Source organism: Acinetobacter sp. NIPH 284, assembly GCF_000369425.1.
Classification (GTDB): domain Bacteria; phylum Pseudomonadota; class Gammaproteobacteria; order Pseudomonadales; family Moraxellaceae; genus Acinetobacter.
Genome location: NZ_KB850011.1, coordinates 794,094 through 811,181, shown reverse-complemented (window position 1 = coordinate 811,181; position 17,088 = coordinate 794,094). Strand labels below are relative to the sequence as shown.

Below are 17,088 nucleotides of genomic sequence, written 5' to 3'. Positions count from 1 at the left end.
TGCTTCATGAAAAGTCGCTATTTACAACAAGGAATGTATGCTGCGGTATTTACGGTGGCAGCTGCTCAGGTTAATGCTGCATCGCCAGTAGATTTTTCTAGTCTCGTTGAGCAGGTGAGTCCTGCTGTGGTGAGTGTCAATGTTGTCAAGAAAATGACTCAGGAAGAGTTGTTGCAGCAACAGGTTCCTGAAATTTTACGCCGTTTTTTTGGTAATCAGGTGATTATTCCCCAACAGCAGGGGCCACAGGAAAAAACTGCTTACGGCAGTGCGTTTTTTATCAGTAAGGATGGCTATCTACTCACCAATCGTCATGTTATTGATGATGCTTCACGTATTACCATTACCTTAAATGACCGCCGTGAGCTTGATGCAACTCTGGTTGGAAGTGATGAGCGCACCGATATTGCTTTATTGAAAGTGAATGGCGCGAGTTTTCCTGAACTGAGAATTGGTGATTCAAATCAGCTAAAAGTGGGTGAGCCAGTGTTGGCGATTGGTTCTCCTTTTGGGTTTGATTATTCAGCATCGGCAGGTATTGTCAGTGCAAAGTCCCGTAATATGAGTGGTGAAACATCAGTTCCATTTATTCAGACTGATGCCGCATTAAACCCAGGTAACTCTGGCGGCCCATTGTTTAACCAGCGCGGTGAGGTGGTCGGTGTAAACTCGCGTATCTTTAGTGGTACGGGGGGGTATATGGGGCTGTCATTCTCCATTCCAATTGATGTGGCGATGGATGTTGTGCAGCAGTTGAAAACCACTGGCAAAGTCACCCGTTCTTATCTGGGCGTGATGTTGCAGGATGTTGACCGCAATTTGGCGGATGCCTATAAATTGCCAAAACCAGAAGGCTCATTGATTAATCAGGTTTCGCCAAAATCACCTGCCGAAAAAGCAGGTTTAAAATCAGGTGATGTGATTCTGAAACTGGATGGAAACAGCATTAGCCGTACCAGCGACCTGATTTATCGCTTAAACCGTATAGCGCCAAACCAGACCATTCAGTTGGAAGTGCTGAGGGATGACAAGATCCGTACCATTTCTGCGACTTTAAGTACCGCACCAGATGATACACCTGCTGCTGAAGATAAAAACAATCCAGCCAATGGGTTAGGGATGGGTATCCGTGATTTGACCGAGGCAGAAAAAGCCAGTTTAAATATTCGCGGTGGTACAATTATTCGTGATGTGAAGCGAGGCGGTTTGGCTTCATTATCGAATCTGGTTGCAGGTGACGTGATTGTACAAGTCAACAGCACACCTGTTGCCAATAGTCAGGCATTTGCCAATGCGATTGCGGCATTACCGAAAAATAGTGTGGCTCGTATTGTGATTGTCCGTCAGGGGCAACGTGCGATTGTCGGTTTACGTCTTCAGTAACTCATCCTGATTTTTAAAGCCACTCCCATATTTGGAGTGGTTTTTTATTTTGTAATGAAGATGTGTTTGGACTAGTGTATGCAATCAAGTTTTGATAATGAATCCCCAGAAATATGAGTACTATTTTTGATTTAAAAATACAGGTTCAGCCAGAACATATTGATGTACTTGGACACGTTAACAACGTGGTGTATATCCAGTGGATGCAGGATGTTGCCGAGTCGCATATCAAAACTCTGGGCTTGGGACTGGCAGAATATATACAACTTAAACATGCGATGGTCGCGGTTGAGCATCATGTGCAGTATCGTAAGGCTGCGCTTGAGGGGGAGGAGGTTATTTTGCGGACATGGCTGGATGATATTAATGCATTGTACTCTTCTCGCCAGTACGTATTTTATCGTCCAAAAGATCAAAATATCTTGTTTGTTGGCAACACCAAATGGGCCTGTATTGAAATTGCCACAGGTCGTCCCAAACGCATGTCACCCAGTTTTATCCATGCCTACCAGCCCATTCCAGTTGACCTGAATCCGATGGATTTTTCAATTTCCTATGCTGCTATGGAGTGAATCCAGATAATGCGTGAAGCATGAAGCCTTTAAATGAAACGCATTATTTTGGATACTTTGAAAAGCTGTTCTGTTATAATCGGCAACAATTTTGTTAAACCGCTTTGGCTCATTGCTTCTTTTAAGTATCGGGCGTTCTATTTTCTCAAGGTAACCCATGGCGCAAGCTAAAAAATCCGTAGATATCAAAAATATACGCAATTTCTCGATCATTGCACACATTGACCACGGCAAGTCAACACTGGCAGACCGTTTTATTCAGATGTGTGGCGGCTTACAGGATCGTGAGATGCAGGCTCAGGTATTAGACTCCATGGAGCTTGAGCGTGAACGTGGGATTACCATTAAGGCTGCATCAGTCACCTTGTACTATACCCACCCAAATGGTCAGGAATACCAGCTCAACTTTATTGACACCCCAGGGCACGTTGACTTTTCCTATGAAGTGTCACGTTCATTGGCTGCGTGTGAAGGCGCGTTGCTGGTGGTGGATGCAGCACAGGGAGTTGAGGCTCAATCTGTTGCAAACTGTTATACCGCCATTGAGCAGGGGCTTGAAGTATTGCCTATCCTGAACAAGATTGACCTGCCTCAGGCTGAACCTGAGCGTGTCATCCATGAGATTGAAGAAATTATCGGGATTGAGGCAACCGATGCGCCAACCTGTTCCGCAAAAACAGGTTTAGGGGTTGAGGGTGTTTTAGAGCGTCTGGTTGATGTAATTCCAGCACCAGAAGGTGATCGCGATGCCCCGTTGCAAGCGTTGATCATTGACTCATGGTTTGACAACTATTTGGGGGTTGTCTCGCTTGTCCGTATTAAACAGGGTCGTATCCGCAAGGGCGACAAGATGCTGGTTAAATCGACAGGTCAAACTCATCCTGTCACGTCAGTAGGTGTGTTTAATCCAAAACATACCGAAACTGACATTCTCGAAGCGGGTGAAGTTGGCTTTGTGATTGCGGGGATCAAGGATATTTTTGGTGCGCCAGTGGGTGATACCATCACGCTTGCCTCTACGCCAGATGTTGCAACACTTCCAGGCTTTAAGAAAGTGAAGCCACAGGTCTATGCTGGGCTTTTCCCAATTGATGCCAGTGATTTTGAACCATTCCGCGAAGCGCTACAAAAATTACAAATTAATGATTCGGCTTTATTCTTTGAGCCAGAAAGCTCTGATGCTTTAGGCTTTGGTTTCCGTTGTGGCTTTCTGGGAATGCTGCATATGGAAATTGTGCAGGAACGTTTGGAACGTGAATATGATCTTGACCTGATCAGTTCAGCACCAACTGTAATTTATGAGGCACTCACCAAAAAAGGTGAAACCATCTATATTGATAGCCCGTCAAAAATGCCAGATGGTTCAACAGTAGAAGATTTGCGTGAACCGATTGCCGAGTGTCATATCCTTGTGCCACAGGAATATCTCGGTAATGTCATGACGCTATGTATTGAGCGCCGTGGTGTGCAAAAAGATATGAAATTCCTCGGTAATCAAGTCTCTATTACCTTTGAAATTCCAATGGCAGAAGTGGTCATGGATTTCTTTGACAAATTGAAATCATGTTCTCGTGGTTTTGCATCACTGGATTATAACTTTGTCCGTTTTGAAAGTTCATCTCTGGTTAAGGTTGATGTGTTAATTAATAGCGAAAAGGTGGATGCTCTGGCAATGATTTGCCATCGTCAGGATGCGCGCCATCGTGGTATCGCACTGGTTGAGAAGATGAAAGACCTGATTCCCCGACAAATGTATGATGTGGCGATTCAGGCGGCCATTGGCGCGCAAATCATTGCACGTTCCACTGTGAAAGCCATGCGTAAGAACGTTTTGGCAAAATGTTATGGTGGTGACGTGTCTCGTAAGAAGAAACTGCTTTCGAAACAAAAAGAAGGTAAGAAACGCATGAAACAGGTGGGAAGTGTCGAAATTCCACAGGAAGCGTTCTTGGCTGTATTAAAAGTTGATCGATAGAAAAGACTTAGGAATCGCTCATGGATTTTGATTTTAATTTGATTCTCGTTCCAGTTACACTGATTTTCTTTGTGGTGTGGTTGCTTGACAAGTTGGTACTAAAACAACGTGCAAACAAGGGACGTGATCAGGAAAACTTTGTGATCACATGGGCGTATGATTTCTGGCCAGTATTGGCAGTTGTGCTGGTGCTGCGTTCTTTCCTTTATGAGCCGTTTAATATTCCATCTGATTCTATGGTACCTACTCTTGAAACAGGTGACTTTATTTTGGTGAATAAGTTTGATTACGGTGTACGTTTACCAATTGTGAATAGTAAGATTATCAATGTTGGCGAACCAAAGCGTGGTGAAGTCATCGTATTTCGTTATCCACCACAACCAACGATTAGCTATATCAAGCGTGTAGTGGGTTTGCCTGGTGACCACATTCAGTTTAAAGCTGGACAATTAATTATTAACGGAAAGCAAATTGCAAAAGTTGCCACTGAAGTTAAACGTGAGAAAGACCAACTTGAAACTCCAACTGTATATTACTTTAAAGAAACATTAGGTGAACACCAGCATTTAATTCGTTATTTAGATGGCCGTAATCCTTTGGCTGAACAGTTTCAATTTGCCCAGTTAAAGGGTGCAGAAGCGTTAGTGCCATTTGTAGCGAAAGCCAATGATGTCTTTATTCAAAGTAATGGGCAGGATTGGGAAGTAACTGTTCCCAAAGGCCAATATTTTGCAATGGGGGATAATCGTGACCAAAGCGCAGATAGCCGTTTTTGGGGATTTGTCCCTGAAGCAAACTTAACAGGCCGTGCTTTTTATGTTTGGATGCATAAAGAACCTGGTTTCAATCTTCCAAGTTTCAGCCGAAATGGTAAGATTGACTAATAAATAAAACGTATAGGACATACTAAAGATGCGTAAATCTCAGCAAGGGGCTTCGTATATTGCAATTTTATTTGGGGTGGTTTTATTTGCGATTGCTGTAAAGGCATCGATCGCAATCTGGCCAGCATATTGGGATGATCGAATTATAGATTCTCAAATTGAAGGTCTATTAAAGGATAGTCCCGAGAATATTACACCAACTAAGTTCGCAGCTCAGATGGATCAGCGTCTGGATATGAATGGGGTTCGGGATCTTCGTTTCAAGGATGTTGCACAGGTTACTTATAAAGATGATTTAATTGTTAAGAAAAAGTATGAAGTGCGTAAGCCTTTTATGCTGAATATTAGTTTAGTGATGAATTTTGAGAAAACCTTTGACCAAAAATCTGCCAAACAAGCTCAATGATACCCGTTTACAGGGGCGAATTGGTCACCAGTTTAAACAGCTTGATTTGTTGAAACTGGCATTGACCCATCGTTCTGTGAGTCAAAAGCACAATTATGAACGCCTAGAATTTCTAGGCGATTCATTATTAGGGATGATTGTTGCCAATTATCTTTACCATACCTACCCACTTGAAAATGAAGGGCGTTTAACGCGTATGCGTGCGACCTTGGTTCGTCAGGAAGCATTGGGGAAAATTGCAAATGACTTACAATTGAGTCGGTCATTAATTTTAAGCACAGGCGAGTTAAAATCGGGTGGACATCACCGAGAGTCAATTCTGGCGGATACCGTTGAAGCAATCATTGGTGCTATTTATTTAGACAGTAATGATCTCAACTTGCTCGAACGCATTGTGTTAAAATGGTATGAACCATATCTTGATCATATCGAACCGACCGATCAGCTGAAAGACCCTAAATCACGTTTGCAAGAGTATTTACAAGCACGTAAAAAACCTCTCCCAGTTTACGAGGTTGTAGATATTCAGGGTGATGCCCCGAATCAACATTTCAAAGTGGAATGTGATGTAGCGGGATTGCCAAAAATTATAGGCGAGGGCTCAAGTCGTCGTTTTGCCGAACAAACGGCAGCGGCAGAGATTTTAAAATTATTGGAGCAATAACCTGATGTCTCATTCAGAAGAAAATAAGCCAGAAGCAACTGAACAGCAAGATGGCAATAATCTAGTTGATCAATTTTTTAGTTCTCAAGGAACGACCATTCCTTCAGATTTTAAAAGCGGTTTTGTTGCCATCGTTGGTCGCCCAAACGTGGGCAAGTCAACTTTGATGAATCATATCTTGGGTCAAAAACTATCGATTACTTCACGTAAGCCACAAACTACACGTCATAAAATCGTGGGGATTGATTCGCGTGAGAAATCCCAAGCCGTATTCGTCGATACGCCAGGGATGCATAAAAAAGAAGTGCGTGCCATCAATAAGATGATGAACCGCGCTGCACATTCAGCATTGCGTGATGTGAATCTGGTTTTATTTGTGGTTGATGCACAAAAGTGGACTCAAAACGATGAATTGGTTTTGGAAAAACTTAAAAATGCTGATATGCCAGTGATCCTTGTGATCAATAAGCTAGATACCTTCGAAAATAAAAATGAGGCTTTACCACTGATTCGAGAGCGTGCCAAGCTCATGAATTTTGCTGAAATTGTTCCAGTTTCAGCATTGCGTGGTGCGAATTTAGATCATTTACGTGACACGATTGAGAAATATCTGCCGTATCAACCACCTTTGTATTCATTAGATCAGATTACCGATCGTTCTGAGCGTTTCCTTGCAAGTGAAATCATTCGTGAGAAAATTATGCGTCAGTTAGGTGAAGAGCTTCCATATGATTTAACGGTTCAAATTGAATCATTTAAAACTGAAGAAGCGGCTGTAAATGAAAAAACAGGTCGTTTAAAACCACCTTGTACGTATATTGATGCGACCATTTTTGTAGAACGCCAAGGGCAAAAAGCTATTGTGATTGGCGATAAAGGTGCGAAGCTGAAAAGCATCGGCATGGATGCACGTACAGATATGGAAAAAATGTTTGAGCAAAAAATTATGCTAACGCTTTGGGTGAAAGTCAAAGGTGGTTGGTCTGATGATGAGCGTGCACTAAAAAGCTTGGGTTATAGCGATATTTAATCTCATTTAAGATAGCGGAAACAGGTATGAAAACAACACTTCGGATACTCGCGATCGTGACATGTGTATTCATGTTGCAAGGCTGTATTCACAAGCTTGTGACTGTACCTGTTAAAGTTGCTTATAAGACCACCAAAGGTGTTGTTAAAGGAACTGCTGCGGTTGTTGGCGCAGTGATTCCCGATGACGATGATGAAGAAAAGGATGAGAAAAAGAAGGACTAGTCTCGTACTATGATGCGCAATGAAGTCCTACATGGTTATTTGATTCATCATCGTAAATATCGTGAAAAAAGTCATATTGTGCATTTATTTACACAAGAATATGGTCGGGTGGATGGGATTCTAAGACAGACCCCACCGCCGCAATATCAGCCTATTCGTCTGCAAGCTACAGGCAAATCTGAACTAAAAAACTTCACAAAACTGGAAATTCTGAATCAACCTGTATTCTTTCATGGTGATGCATTTTTTGCTGGTTTTTATTTAAATGAAATTCTATTGCGACTATGTCCCTTAGAAGAGATGATGCCGCAAACATTTGAACAATATCAGTTGATTTTAGTGCTGTTACAGCAATTGGCGACACACGAACAAGCTGCTGTATTTCTTCGGCAGATTTTACGTCAATTTGAGCATGTACTATTGGTGGAACTTGGCTACGCCATTGATTTCTCAACAGATGCGAGTCAACAAGACATTCAGGTCAACCAACATTATCAATTTCAGCTCAATGATGGTTTTTTACCAGTTTCGCAAGCTTCGAGTTCAACACTTGATGGTAGATTGATTACATCCATGCAAAGTTATGAAGATGGGCAGGATTTTTCTCACGAACAATTGCAATTATTGGGTAAACTATACCGTCAAATGATTAGCGCCTTGTTGGGTGATCGACCGCTGAAAAGCCGTCAACTTTGGATTCAAAGTACACAAACTTGATATTCCTGATGTATTGAAAATAATGATTCAGGGCTAAACCGATAGGATATTTTTTATGGCTGCAATCTTAGGTGTAAACATTGATCATGTTGCGACATTAAGACAAGCACGTGGTACAACTTACCCTGATCCAGTTCAGGCTGCTTTGTTGTGTGAACAGGCTGGTGCTGAGGGGATTACTTTACATTTGCGTGAAGATCGCCGTCATATACAAGATGATGATGTACGTCGTATGCGTCCATTATTAAAAACACGTATGAATTTGGAATTGGCGGTAACTGATGAAATGGTTGCGTTTGCCAAAGAGATTCAACCCCAGCATGTGTGTTTCGTGCCTGAACGCCGTCAAGAAGTGACCACCGAAGGTGGATTGGACGTGATTGGGCATTTTGAAAAAGTGAAGGCGGCAACTGAAGCACTGAAAGCGATTGGCAGTGATGTGTCTTTGTTTATCGATGCAGATTTTGCACAAATTGACGCAGCTGTCGCATGTGGTGCACCAACCATTGAAATCCATACAGGTGCTTATGCTGATGCCGAGACAGCTGATCAGCAACAAGCTGAATTAGCTCGTATTATCAAAGGTGCTGAGTATGCAGCAGCTAAAGGTTTGGTTGTGAATGCCGGGCATGGTTTGAATTTGGATAATGTGGCAGCAATTGCAGCAATTCCACAAATTTATGAACTCAACATTGGTCATTCGATTATTGCCGATAGTGTATTCGTTGGTTTGACTCAAGCAGTAACAGATATGAAAGCAGCGATTCAGGCTGCTGCGAGATAAGTTGATGAGTAGTGTAAATTATGATGAGTTAATGCAACCTGTCATTGCATTTTTGGGTTGTACGACTCCTCAGGCATGGTTGGATGAAGCCATTAATAATCTGGACATCTTAATGCAAGACCATGCCAACTGTGAGAAAAAAGCGGCGAGTACAGCAATGAACTTGATGTTCCGCTATAGTTTCTTTACAGACCTGCAAGTGAAATTGGCGCAATTGGTACGTGAAGAAATGCTGCATTATGAGCAGGTTTTGGAATTCATGAACAAACGCGGCCAAGAGTGGAAGGGGTTGAGTGCAGGGCGCTATGCAGGTGGATTACGTAAAGAAATCCGTACCTATGAGCCTGAGGCTTTAATTGATGTGATGATTATCGGTGCATTTGTCGAAGCACGCTCGTGTGAACGTTTTTATGCGCTGGCACCTGTTGTGGACGATGAGCTAGGGCGTTACTACCGCTACTTACTTAAGTCTGAATCTCGTCATTTTGAGGATTATTTGGCTTTAGCTTTAGATGTTGCAAAAACGGCGAAACTTAAAGATCCAGAAGAGACGATCCAGCAACGTATTGAATATATCCGTGAAGTGGAAAAAAATCTGATTTTAACTCCAGATGATACGTTCCGTTTCCACAGCGGTGTGCCAACGCCGGTCGCCGCCTAAGCTGATTTAAAAGACAAAAAGCTTCTGTTGATCAGGAGCTTTTTTATTGGTCATTTTTGTTATTAAGTAATAAAAAAAGCCCCGATCAATAATCGGGGATTTTTAGAATCTTGGCTCTTCCACCTGGGCTCGAACCAGGGACCTGCGGATTAACAGTCCGTCGCTCTACCGACTGAGCTATGGAAGAATAGTAGATTGGCTCTCCAACCTGGGCTCGAACCAGGGACCTGCGGATTAACAGTCCGTCGCTCTACCGACTGAGCTATTGGAGAATCTGATGCGCATTTTAGGGATGAATTTCAGATGCGTCAATAAGAATAATAAATAAAATGAATCGTTTGCTTGATAAATATGCTTTTTAATTTTTAATTATAAAAAAACTGCCCGAAGTGGGCAGTTTTTATTCAAGAAATAAAAATTATTTCTCAACACCTGCTGGTTGACCAGCAAGTTTTGCATTTGCATAGTCCCAGTTCACTAGGTTTTCTAGGAAAGTTGCGATGTATTTTGGACGTAAGTTACGGAAGTCGATGTAGTAAGCATGTTCCCAAACGTCAATGGTTAATACCGCAATTTGACCATGAGCAAGCGGAGTGTCTGCATTTGAAGTTTTGGTAATTGATAATTTGCCATTGATTTCATCAGCAACCAACCAAGCCCAACCTGAACCGAACTGAGTTGTTGCAGCAGCAGTAAATTCTTCTGCAAATTTTTCGTAGCTACCAAAAGCTTCTTCGATTTTAGCTGCGATTGCGCCAGTTGGTTTACCACCACCGTTTGGCTTCATGCTGTTCCAGTAGAATGTGTGGTTCCATACTTGTGCAGCATTGTTAAAGATACCTGCTTTAGAAGCGTCACCAGCAGATGCTTTGATGATTTCTTCTAAAGTTTTACCTTCAAGGTCAGTGCCTTTGATTAGGTTGTTTAAGTTAACAACATAAGTATTGTGATGTTTATCGTGATGGTATTCTAAAGTTTCGCGAGTAATGTGCGGAGCTAAGTCATCATAGCCATATGGAAGTGCAGGTAAAGTAATGGTTGTCATGTTCCAATCCTTGCAATTGCTGGGTTTTACGTTAAGTGGCTCTATTGTAAATGATTCCAAACATAATAGGGCAGTCTTTTAAAGAACGATATACAATAAAGGTCCAATTAAAAACGATAAATAAAATCGGATTTGTCAATTCTATTAAATCGGATTATTTAGTTCGAAATAGATAGTTTCTACAGCGAACTGATTTGTAATTGCTTGAGCAAGACGTTGTACGCCATATCGTTCAGTTGCATGATGACCACAGGCAAAATAATGAACCCCTAATTCTTTGGCTTCATAAAAAGTACGCTCACTCACTTCGCCAGAAATATAAGCATCACAATCTTTTTCTGCTGCTTTATTGATAAAATCTTGAGCACCGCCTGTGCAAAATCCTACTTTTTGGATTTGAGTTTTCTCGCTCGGCAAATGAATTACATTAAAATCAAAAATAGCCTGTAAATTTGTTTTAAATTGCTCTGGGCTTAATGGACTTTCCAAATAGCCTATATTCCCGATCGGATGCTTTTCGAATGGATCTAAAGCTTCTAGATTTTGTAAACCGATTAAATCTGCAATTGCGGCATTATTGCCAAGTGTAGGATGTGAGTCTAAAGGCAAATGGTAAGCGATCAAAGAGATGTTGTTCTGAATTAATTTTTTGATTCGATTACCACGCATACCTGTAATAGGGTAGGCTTCACCTTTCCAAAAGTAACCATGATGGACAAGTAAGGCATCTGCTTGCTGCGCAATAGCTGCATTAATTGCATCTTCTGAGGCTGTAACAGCACAGACTATTTTATTTACCTCAGGCGTGCCTTCAATTTGTAAGCCATTGGGGGCGTAATCTTTAAAATCACTAACTTTTAAAGTTTGATTACACCATTGCACAATATCATGCAAATTTGCCATGCGATTCCTCAACTGAATGACATTTATAGATTCAGCTTAATAAAAGCATATTTTTAAATGTAACTAAAGCTAGACAAAACTTTTTTAACTTTTACATTGCTTTAAATCAATTTACTTTACAATATCTGAAAGTTGTTGTTCTTCTTCAATAAATAAACTTGTCCATAACATAATTTTGCCTAGAGGATAATAAACGTGCGCCGTGCATTTACATGGTTACCTTGGGTTTTACTCGTTGTTGTTATATTTAGTTTTCTGGCTTGGCAGAAATCACATCAGCCGAAACCAACAGTCGCTGCTGATGGCGTCAAAATGCCTGCTGAAAAGGTTGAACCTCTGATTGATACAACTCGAACAGGTGGTGTTGTTTCGTATAGTGCTGCCGTAAAAGTTGCTGCGCCTGCTGTGGTGAATATCTTTACCACTCAGAAAGTGAAACAGATGAATCATCCTTTATTGAATGATCCTGTATTTCGTGAGTTTTTTGGTAATCAAGCCCCTCAACAACCTCAAAATGAAAATAGTTTAGGTTCAGGTGTTATCGTTCGTGCAGATGGTTATATTCTAACGAATAATCATGTGATAGCTCAGGCAGAGCATATTGTGGTGGCATTGCATGATGGTCGTCGTGCTGAAGCGAAAGTCATTGGTACAGATCCTGATACTGATTTAGCTGTGATTAAAATTGAGTTAGACAAGCTTCCTGTCCTACCGTTTAAACTTAGTGGCAATGAAGTTGGCGATGTTGTACTTGCAATCGGTAATCCATTTGGCGTGGGACAAACAGTTACGCAAGGGATTATTTCGGCGACAGGTCGTTCAGATTTAGGTATCAATACCTATGAAGACTTTATTCAAACTGATGCGGCGATCAATCCAGGTAATTCAGGTGGTGCATTAATTGACGTTGCGGGGAATTTAATCGGCGTAAATACTGCGATTTTCTCTCAATCAGGCGGTTCGTTAGGGATTGGTTTTGCAATTCCAGCGAAAATTTGTCAGCAAGTATTAAATTCAATTTTGAAAGATGGTCGAGTTGTTCGTGGTTGGTTAGGTATTAGCTTAATTCCTAATACCATGGATGAGGACGTATTGGCTGCGAAACCTGTTGGAGTCGTTGTTGCTGATGTCTTGCGTGATGGTCCAGCAGATGCTGCAGGTGTAAAACGCGGCGATAAAATTATTCAAGTCAATAATGAGCAAATTACTTCAGCTTCACATTTAATCAACTATGTTGCATTGCAAGCACCACAAAGTGTGATTGATGTGATGGTTGAACGCGATGGTAAGCAACAGAGCATGCAAGTTAAAGTTGGAGAGAGAAAAACCCAACAAAACGCGCAGTCGCAATATATCCCATTGCCTAAGCCTCAAGACTAATATGATCTTATGATTTAATTTGAATATGAAAGGCTACTGAGGTAGCCTTTTTATTTATGAAAAGAAAAAAGCTTGCTGATAAAGGTCGATCAGCAAGCTTTTTGCAAATTTTGGAGTTTTTTATTTTTTATTACACCATCGAAATTTGATGATTTGATGACAGTTTTTTTATAATTAGATTACAACGACTCAATATCAGTATTTATAATCCATTTGCAACCATAACTTTTGAGTATCTACAGAAAAATCTTCCGCTTGATAATCTGAGAATTTTGCTAGGGCAGACAAACCTTTAATAGGCAAAGCATGAGAATAAGAAATAGAGAATTCTTGACCATAATTCATATTTTTTTCATCACTACGATATTGATGTAGTTCAGTGCCTAATTTACCTTTACCAAATACATTAAAACTTGATGAAATGTACAAGTCAGTTAAACCATTCACGGGCGTGGTCAAGAATAAGTCAGCCCATCCGTTAAACTTATGTTTAGTCGCCAATGGGGTTTGAAATGCAATTTTTCCATCATCACTACCAAGCACTTCATAGCCAAGTGTGATTTCACCCAGTGCTGAGCCTTGATCCGTGATGCTATAACCTAATTCTAATCCATAATAATCAGCATCATAATTTATAGGTTGCTCAGCATATTCACTTTGTTTGGCATATTCAGCAACGTATCTAAAATTGTTTTTCTTACCTGTTAAGCGTAAGCCATAGGTTTGATTTGACCAAGCACTTAAATCCTCGAAATCCATCAAATACCCATATAGTGTTGCGTTCAACAATGGGTTGTAATTCATTTTAGCTTGAATTAAGTGAATTTGACTGTTTTGTTTACCATCTTGGGCTGCTACAAATTTAGGTTTTACATCTTCACTACCAAAAATAGTATTGACTTGATCAATATAGGCATAATACAAGCCAAACTCTTTGCAAGGTTTAATATTTAAACTAATCGCATCAAAGGTTTGATCATTTTGACGCCAAGCTACGGAGCCTACAAAGCGCTGATTATCTAAATTAATAGCTTGACGACCAATACTTAAATCAAACTTTGGACTATAAGCATATTTTAAATAAGCTTGATTCAATTGTAGGTTTTTAGGATCAGGGACTGTACTGTAGTTTGTTTCAGCATTACGTGTGCTATTGAAATGATCATTAATTTCGACAGTTCCTTCTCCTTGCACAAATGCGCTTAAGCCATGCCAAGAGTCAGTTTCCAGTGAAGGGCGTAGTCTCAAAGTCCAGGCATCAGCATTTTTTAGTTGGTTATCTTGGTCAACCAATTCGTAACGTAGGCGACTATCGAGAGAAAATTTAGTTTGACTTAAAAAGTTATCTGCGGCAAATGCCGTAGTTGTTAAAACACTGAGCATAGCAAAGCTAAGAAGATTCAATTTCATATTGAGACCCCTGAGAGATTATAATTTCTGGATTTAATTTAGATTGTGTAGGGGAAAGGTAAGTTTCCCCGCACTAAGTGAATGATGATTAAGAGGTGATAGAGTTGCGTTCAAGCACAGCTTGGTCAAACAGTTGTTGTTCTTTCGTTTTATGTTCTACAGAGAAGCGGATGAGAATGACACCGAAAGCGGCCACAGTTACAAGACTACCTAAAATCATGAGGCAAGTTTGAACATCTAGTAAGCCTTTAAGTAGGAAGCCTGCTGCAACCGCACCAACATTACCACCAGCCCCGATAATGCCCGCCACACCACCAAGTGCATTACGGTCAATGAAAGGAACTAAAGCATAAGTTGCTCCGCAAGACATATGCGTGAATAGCGCGAAGACAGTCATACTAATAATAGCAAGAGCTACAGTATTCATTTGTGAGAAGAGAATGAGGAATAAGCCTTCACATAAGATAAGAATAAATAATACTTTTGTACGACCATCTAAACCTTTTGAAATCGCAACTTTATCTGAAACAATTCCACCTAAAGCACGAGCGAATAAGGCAAGTAGACCAAAGATACCCGCAGTTAAACCTGCTTCTTTTAAACCCATGTTGAAGTGGTCGACATAGTACATTGCCGCAATGTTATGAATGAAGATTTCGATACCGAAACATGCTGCGTAAGAAACAAATAGAATCCAAACACGATAGTTACGAGCAGCTTGCATTAAGATAGCAACACCACCTTTTTTACCGCTACCAACTTCAACACCGTTTGCGCGTAATTCTTTAAAGTCACCTTGTGGACAGTCTTGTGTAAGTTTCCAATAAAGTACACCAACAATTACCATCATAATGCCAGGTACAAGCAACGCAATTCTCCAACCCATTGCTTGTTCAACGCCAAACATCACAATTGCACCGAGAATTAATGGCATGATTGCTTGTGTCGCACCTCCACCCGCATTTCCCCAACCTGCAGAAGCCGCATTGGCTGTGCCAACAACATTAGGTGCAAACATGACACTAGTATGATACTGGGTGATGACGAAGCTCGCACCAATTGCACCAATCAAGAGACGGAAAAACAAGAACGATTCATAAGTATTTGCTGCTGCAACACCGAAAACAGGGATACTGCCAACAATGAGAAGAGCAGTATAGGTTTTGCGTGGTCCATATTTATCACAGAGTGGACCAACAATGAGTCGGATCAGAATTGTGATTGCAACCGCAGCGATATTGATGTTTGCGATTTGGTCTTTGGTTAGATTAAATTCACCTTTGATGACTGGCATTAAGGGTGCACAAGCAAACCAAGCGAAGAAACATACAAAGAATGCGAGCCAAGTCATATGAAAAGCACGCATGGCGGGCGTTGAAAAGCTAAATAATTTTATTTCAGTTGCTTTTTTAGCATTTAGATTCATTTTTGAAGACATAACCTTCCCCTGAACTGAACGAAATATATTTTTGCTATGCAATATTTCTGCATACACAAACCGAACAGAACGGACTTCATTGGCCGTCAGCAAATTTTTTTATGAATCATCGTTGATTCATGATGCTTGTTACTAAGCAAGGGGTGTGCCAAAAAATAAATTTGATCAAAATTTAAAATTAACTACATGATTATAAATATATAATTATATTTATAATATTATTTGTATTGATGAATGCTATTTATCAATGAATCTCATATGCTTTATTGATATTTATGTGTCTTCATTATTTCGAAAATGATTGCAATTGGTGCATGTTTTTTATGAATGATGATTTAAAAGGTGGCGATAAATAAAAAAACAGCCGAAGCTGTTTTTTAAAGTTTTGTCTAAAAACGATAGCCAACGCCTAAATAAGTAATAAGTGGGTCTATATCAATTTTAGTATTTGCTTGGATCAACTCTTTACCTGTATTGCGGTCAGTCACATAAATTTTTGCTTCATTATTCATTTTTGAATAAGAAACTGACCCAACGGCAAACCAATTTGGATTGAAATCATAAGTTGCGCCTACTGTGACAATCGGAGCAAAAGTATCAGTCGCTTCCAATTCGACAATAGGATCTGCTGATGATGTCTTACCATCTAAGGCAGCTCCTGCTTTGCCGTCATGGATATTTTGGATCATGTGACCAGCTTTTACTAAATCAGATTCTATGCCCGAGTTCATTTTAAGATCATTAAAATAAGCATACATCACACCTGCTCCAACGTAAGGTCGGAATTTATTGACGCCTGATTTACCAAACTGGTAATGGAGTTCTACCGCAGGTAGCCAAGCACGTGCAGTTGCTGCTTTGCCTCCTTGGGTCAGATCTGTGATATGAAGATCCTGTTTTAAGTCAATATCACCTAAAATAGTACTTGCTGATCCACTTAATGGCGCGTATATGTCGCCTTTCCCTTTAATATCAACTTTTGGAGGAATTCCGGCCTTAATCTCTAGAGATAAATTATCAGTAAAGTGATAATTTGCCATAATACCAACGGTATCTACATTGTCTGCTTCTAAACCTGTTCCTTGGCTTTGCCAGTTAGATAATCCTTTAATGGTAGCTGTACCTGTTGCAAGACCCGATACAGTATCGGTTGGCCATAAATTAATCGCACCGTAAACGATAGGATTGGAATCTTTGACTGCTGCATCTAGTACGGCTTGTTTAGACACATCACCTACTTTAGATTGTGTTCCCTCAGCTACAGTCGTATTGATATTAATAGGATTTGCAGAACCTTGTGGCATGGCATGTAACCAACCAGCTGAAAGAGAGAAACGTTTGAAACCATCTCCATCTTTTAAACTAAAATAAGGTGACTCCGCAAAGCTCATAGTGGGTAGGGTTGCAGCAATTCCTACTGCAATGCATAGCATGCGTTTTTTCATAGTGAGGACTCCATGTCCGATTTATAAGGAACTTTTTATTCTGATAAAAATAACGTTTTTTACTAAATGGTTTGTTTAGTTAAAATTTAAAATTGTTATGCTTATGAAGACTTTTGTTTGATTTAGATGAATTAATGAAGAAATTATGAATATGAAAAAAAGCTACC

General features: G+C 40.4%; 17 protein-coding genes and 2 tRNA genes. 12 read left to right on the top strand and 7 right to left on the bottom strand.

Annotated elements, in window-relative coordinates:
- Positions 1-6: 6 nt before the first annotated feature.
- From F908_RS09900 to F908_RS09850, 11 genes are all read left to right on the top strand, one after another.
- Positions 7-1,383, top strand: a complete 1,377-nt coding sequence (locus F908_RS09900; RefSeq protein WP_005161136.1) for a Do family serine endopeptidase — start codon at positions 7-9, stop codon at positions 1,381-1,383.
- Between the two features lie 113 nt (positions 1,384-1,496).
- The gene (locus tag F908_RS09895) at positions 1,497-1,955 is read left to right on the top strand and encodes an acyl-CoA thioesterase (RefSeq protein WP_005161133.1); all 459 of its coding nucleotides are present in this window, start codon (positions 1,497-1,499) and stop codon (positions 1,953-1,955) included.
- Between the two features lie 157 nt (positions 1,956-2,112).
- Entirely contained in the window at positions 2,113-3,930 is a 1,818-nt protein-coding gene (gene lepA / locus F908_RS09890; RefSeq protein ID WP_005161129.1) for a translation elongation factor 4, read from the top strand.
- A 20-nt stretch (positions 3,931-3,950) separates the two neighbouring features.
- Positions 3,951-4,814 (top strand): signal peptidase I, encoded by an 864-nt coding sequence (gene lepB / locus F908_RS09885; RefSeq protein ID WP_005161127.1) that lies wholly within the window; start codon positions 3,951-3,953, stop codon positions 4,812-4,814.
- A 28-nt stretch (positions 4,815-4,842) separates the two neighbouring features.
- Entirely contained in the window at positions 4,843-5,220 is a 378-nt protein-coding gene (locus tag F908_RS09880) for a DUF4845 domain-containing protein (RefSeq protein WP_005161125.1), read from the top strand.
- Positions 5,189-5,884 (top strand): ribonuclease III, encoded by a 696-nt coding sequence (gene rnc / locus F908_RS09875; RefSeq protein ID WP_005161122.1) that lies wholly within the window; start codon positions 5,189-5,191, stop codon positions 5,882-5,884. Before F908_RS09880 ends, rnc begins: the two co-directional genes overlap by 32 nt.
- Before the next feature lie 4 nt (positions 5,885-5,888).
- Positions 5,889-6,914, top strand: coding sequence for a GTPase Era (gene era / locus F908_RS09870; RefSeq protein WP_005161120.1), 1,026 nt, complete (start codon positions 5,889-5,891; stop codon positions 6,912-6,914).
- Positions 6,915-6,940: 26 nt separating this feature from the next.
- Positions 6,941-7,138, top strand: coding sequence for an NF038104 family lipoprotein (locus F908_RS09865; protein ID WP_005161113.1), 198 nt, complete (start codon positions 6,941-6,943; stop codon positions 7,136-7,138).
- 9 nt (positions 7,139-7,147) lie between these two features.
- Positions 7,148-7,855, top strand: coding sequence for a DNA repair protein RecO (recO, locus tag F908_RS09860; RefSeq protein WP_005161109.1), 708 nt, complete (start codon positions 7,148-7,150; stop codon positions 7,853-7,855).
- Between the two features lie 55 nt (positions 7,856-7,910).
- A complete protein-coding gene (gene pdxJ / locus F908_RS09855; RefSeq protein ID WP_005161107.1) occupies positions 7,911-8,639 on the top strand; it encodes a pyridoxine 5'-phosphate synthase in 729 nt (242 codons plus the stop codon).
- Between the two features lie 4 nt (positions 8,640-8,643).
- Entirely contained in the window at positions 8,644-9,300 is a 657-nt protein-coding gene (locus tag F908_RS09850) for a MiaE family protein (RefSeq protein WP_005161106.1), read from the top strand.
- A 111-nt stretch (positions 9,301-9,411) separates the two neighbouring features.
- Here F908_RS09850 and F908_RS09845 read toward each other — a convergent pair.
- From F908_RS09845 to F908_RS09830, 4 genes are all read right to left on the bottom strand, one after another.
- A tRNA-Asn gene (locus F908_RS09845) sits at positions 9,412-9,487 on the bottom strand.
- A 9-nt stretch (positions 9,488-9,496) separates the two neighbouring features.
- A tRNA-Asn gene (locus tag F908_RS09840) sits at positions 9,497-9,572 on the bottom strand.
- 146 nt (positions 9,573-9,718) lie between these two features.
- Positions 9,719-10,345: a superoxide dismutase gene (locus tag F908_RS09835; RefSeq protein WP_005161104.1), complete on the bottom strand. Its 627-nt coding sequence runs from the start codon at positions 10,343-10,345 to the stop codon at positions 9,719-9,721.
- A gap of 144 nt (positions 10,346-10,489) precedes the next feature.
- Positions 10,490-11,248, bottom strand: a complete 759-nt coding sequence (locus F908_RS09830; protein ID WP_005161102.1) for a Nif3-like dinuclear metal center hexameric protein — start codon at positions 11,246-11,248, stop codon at positions 10,490-10,492.
- A 195-nt stretch (positions 11,249-11,443) separates the two neighbouring features.
- On the opposite strand from F908_RS09830, the gene F908_RS09825 reads away from it, so the two are divergent.
- The gene (locus tag F908_RS09825) at positions 11,444-12,628 is read left to right on the top strand and encodes a trypsin-like peptidase domain-containing protein (protein ID WP_005161095.1); all 1,185 of its coding nucleotides are present in this window, start codon (positions 11,444-11,446) and stop codon (positions 12,626-12,628) included.
- A gap of 195 nt (positions 12,629-12,823) precedes the next feature.
- Here the strand turns inward: F908_RS09825 and F908_RS09820 are convergent, their stop codons facing one another.
- The 3 genes from F908_RS09820 to F908_RS09810 form a co-directional block, all read right to left on the bottom strand.
- Positions 12,824-14,038 (bottom strand): alginate export family protein, encoded by a 1,215-nt coding sequence (locus tag F908_RS09820; protein ID WP_005161094.1) that lies wholly within the window; start codon positions 14,036-14,038, stop codon positions 12,824-12,826.
- Positions 14,039-14,126: 88 nt separating this feature from the next.
- Positions 14,127-15,476: an MFS transporter gene (locus F908_RS09815; RefSeq protein ID WP_005161093.1), complete on the bottom strand. Its 1,350-nt coding sequence runs from the start codon at positions 15,474-15,476 to the stop codon at positions 14,127-14,129.
- A gap of 389 nt (positions 15,477-15,865) precedes the next feature.
- The gene (locus F908_RS09810; protein ID WP_005161091.1) at positions 15,866-16,921 is read right to left on the bottom strand and encodes an OmpW/AlkL family protein; all 1,056 of its coding nucleotides are present in this window, start codon (positions 16,919-16,921) and stop codon (positions 15,866-15,868) included.
- Positions 16,922-17,088 lie beyond the last annotated feature (167 nt).

What these genes read in the sequence shown, in the direction of transcription:
- lepA (WP_005161129.1), top strand. Translation starts at nt 2,113, where the DNA reads ATGGCGCAAGCTAAAAAATCCGTAGATATCAAAAATATACGCAATTTC.
- lepB (WP_005161127.1), top strand. Translation starts at nt 3,951, where the DNA reads ATGGATTTTGATTTTAATTTGATTCTCGTTCCAGTTACACTGATTTTC.
- F908_RS09865 (WP_005161113.1), top strand. Translation starts at nt 6,941, where the DNA reads ATGAAAACAACACTTCGGATACTCGCGATCGTGACATGTGTATTCATG.
- era (WP_005161120.1), top strand. Translation starts at nt 5,889, where the DNA reads ATGTCTCATTCAGAAGAAAATAAGCCAGAAGCAACTGAACAGCAAGAT.
- F908_RS09835 (WP_005161104.1), bottom strand. Translation starts at nt 10,345, where the DNA reads ATGACAACCATTACTTTACCTGCACTTCCATATGGCTATGATGACTTA.
- F908_RS09880 (WP_005161125.1), top strand. Translation starts at nt 4,843, where the DNA reads ATGCGTAAATCTCAGCAAGGGGCTTCGTATATTGCAATTTTATTTGGG.
- F908_RS09815 (WP_005161093.1), bottom strand. Translation starts at nt 15,476, where the DNA reads ATGTCTTCAAAAATGAATCTAAATGCTAAAAAAGCAACTGAAATAAAA.
- recO (WP_005161109.1), top strand. Translation starts at nt 7,148, where the DNA reads ATGATGCGCAATGAAGTCCTACATGGTTATTTGATTCATCATCGTAAA.
- F908_RS09895 (WP_005161133.1), top strand. Translation starts at nt 1,497, where the DNA reads ATGAGTACTATTTTTGATTTAAAAATACAGGTTCAGCCAGAACATATT.
- F908_RS09830 (WP_005161102.1), bottom strand. Translation starts at nt 11,248, where the DNA reads ATGGCAAATTTGCATGATATTGTGCAATGGTGTAATCAAACTTTAAAA.
- F908_RS09810 (WP_005161091.1), bottom strand. Translation starts at nt 16,921, where the DNA reads ATGAAAAAACGCATGCTATGCATTGCAGTAGGAATTGCTGCAACCCTA.
- F908_RS09900 (WP_005161136.1), top strand. Translation starts at nt 7, where the DNA reads ATGAAAAGTCGCTATTTACAACAAGGAATGTATGCTGCGGTATTTACG.
- F908_RS09820 (WP_005161094.1), bottom strand. Translation starts at nt 14,038, where the DNA reads ATGAAATTGAATCTTCTTAGCTTTGCTATGCTCAGTGTTTTAACAACT.
- F908_RS09850 (WP_005161106.1), top strand. Translation starts at nt 8,644, where the DNA reads ATGAGTAGTGTAAATTATGATGAGTTAATGCAACCTGTCATTGCATTT.
- pdxJ (WP_005161107.1), top strand. Translation starts at nt 7,911, where the DNA reads ATGGCTGCAATCTTAGGTGTAAACATTGATCATGTTGCGACATTAAGA.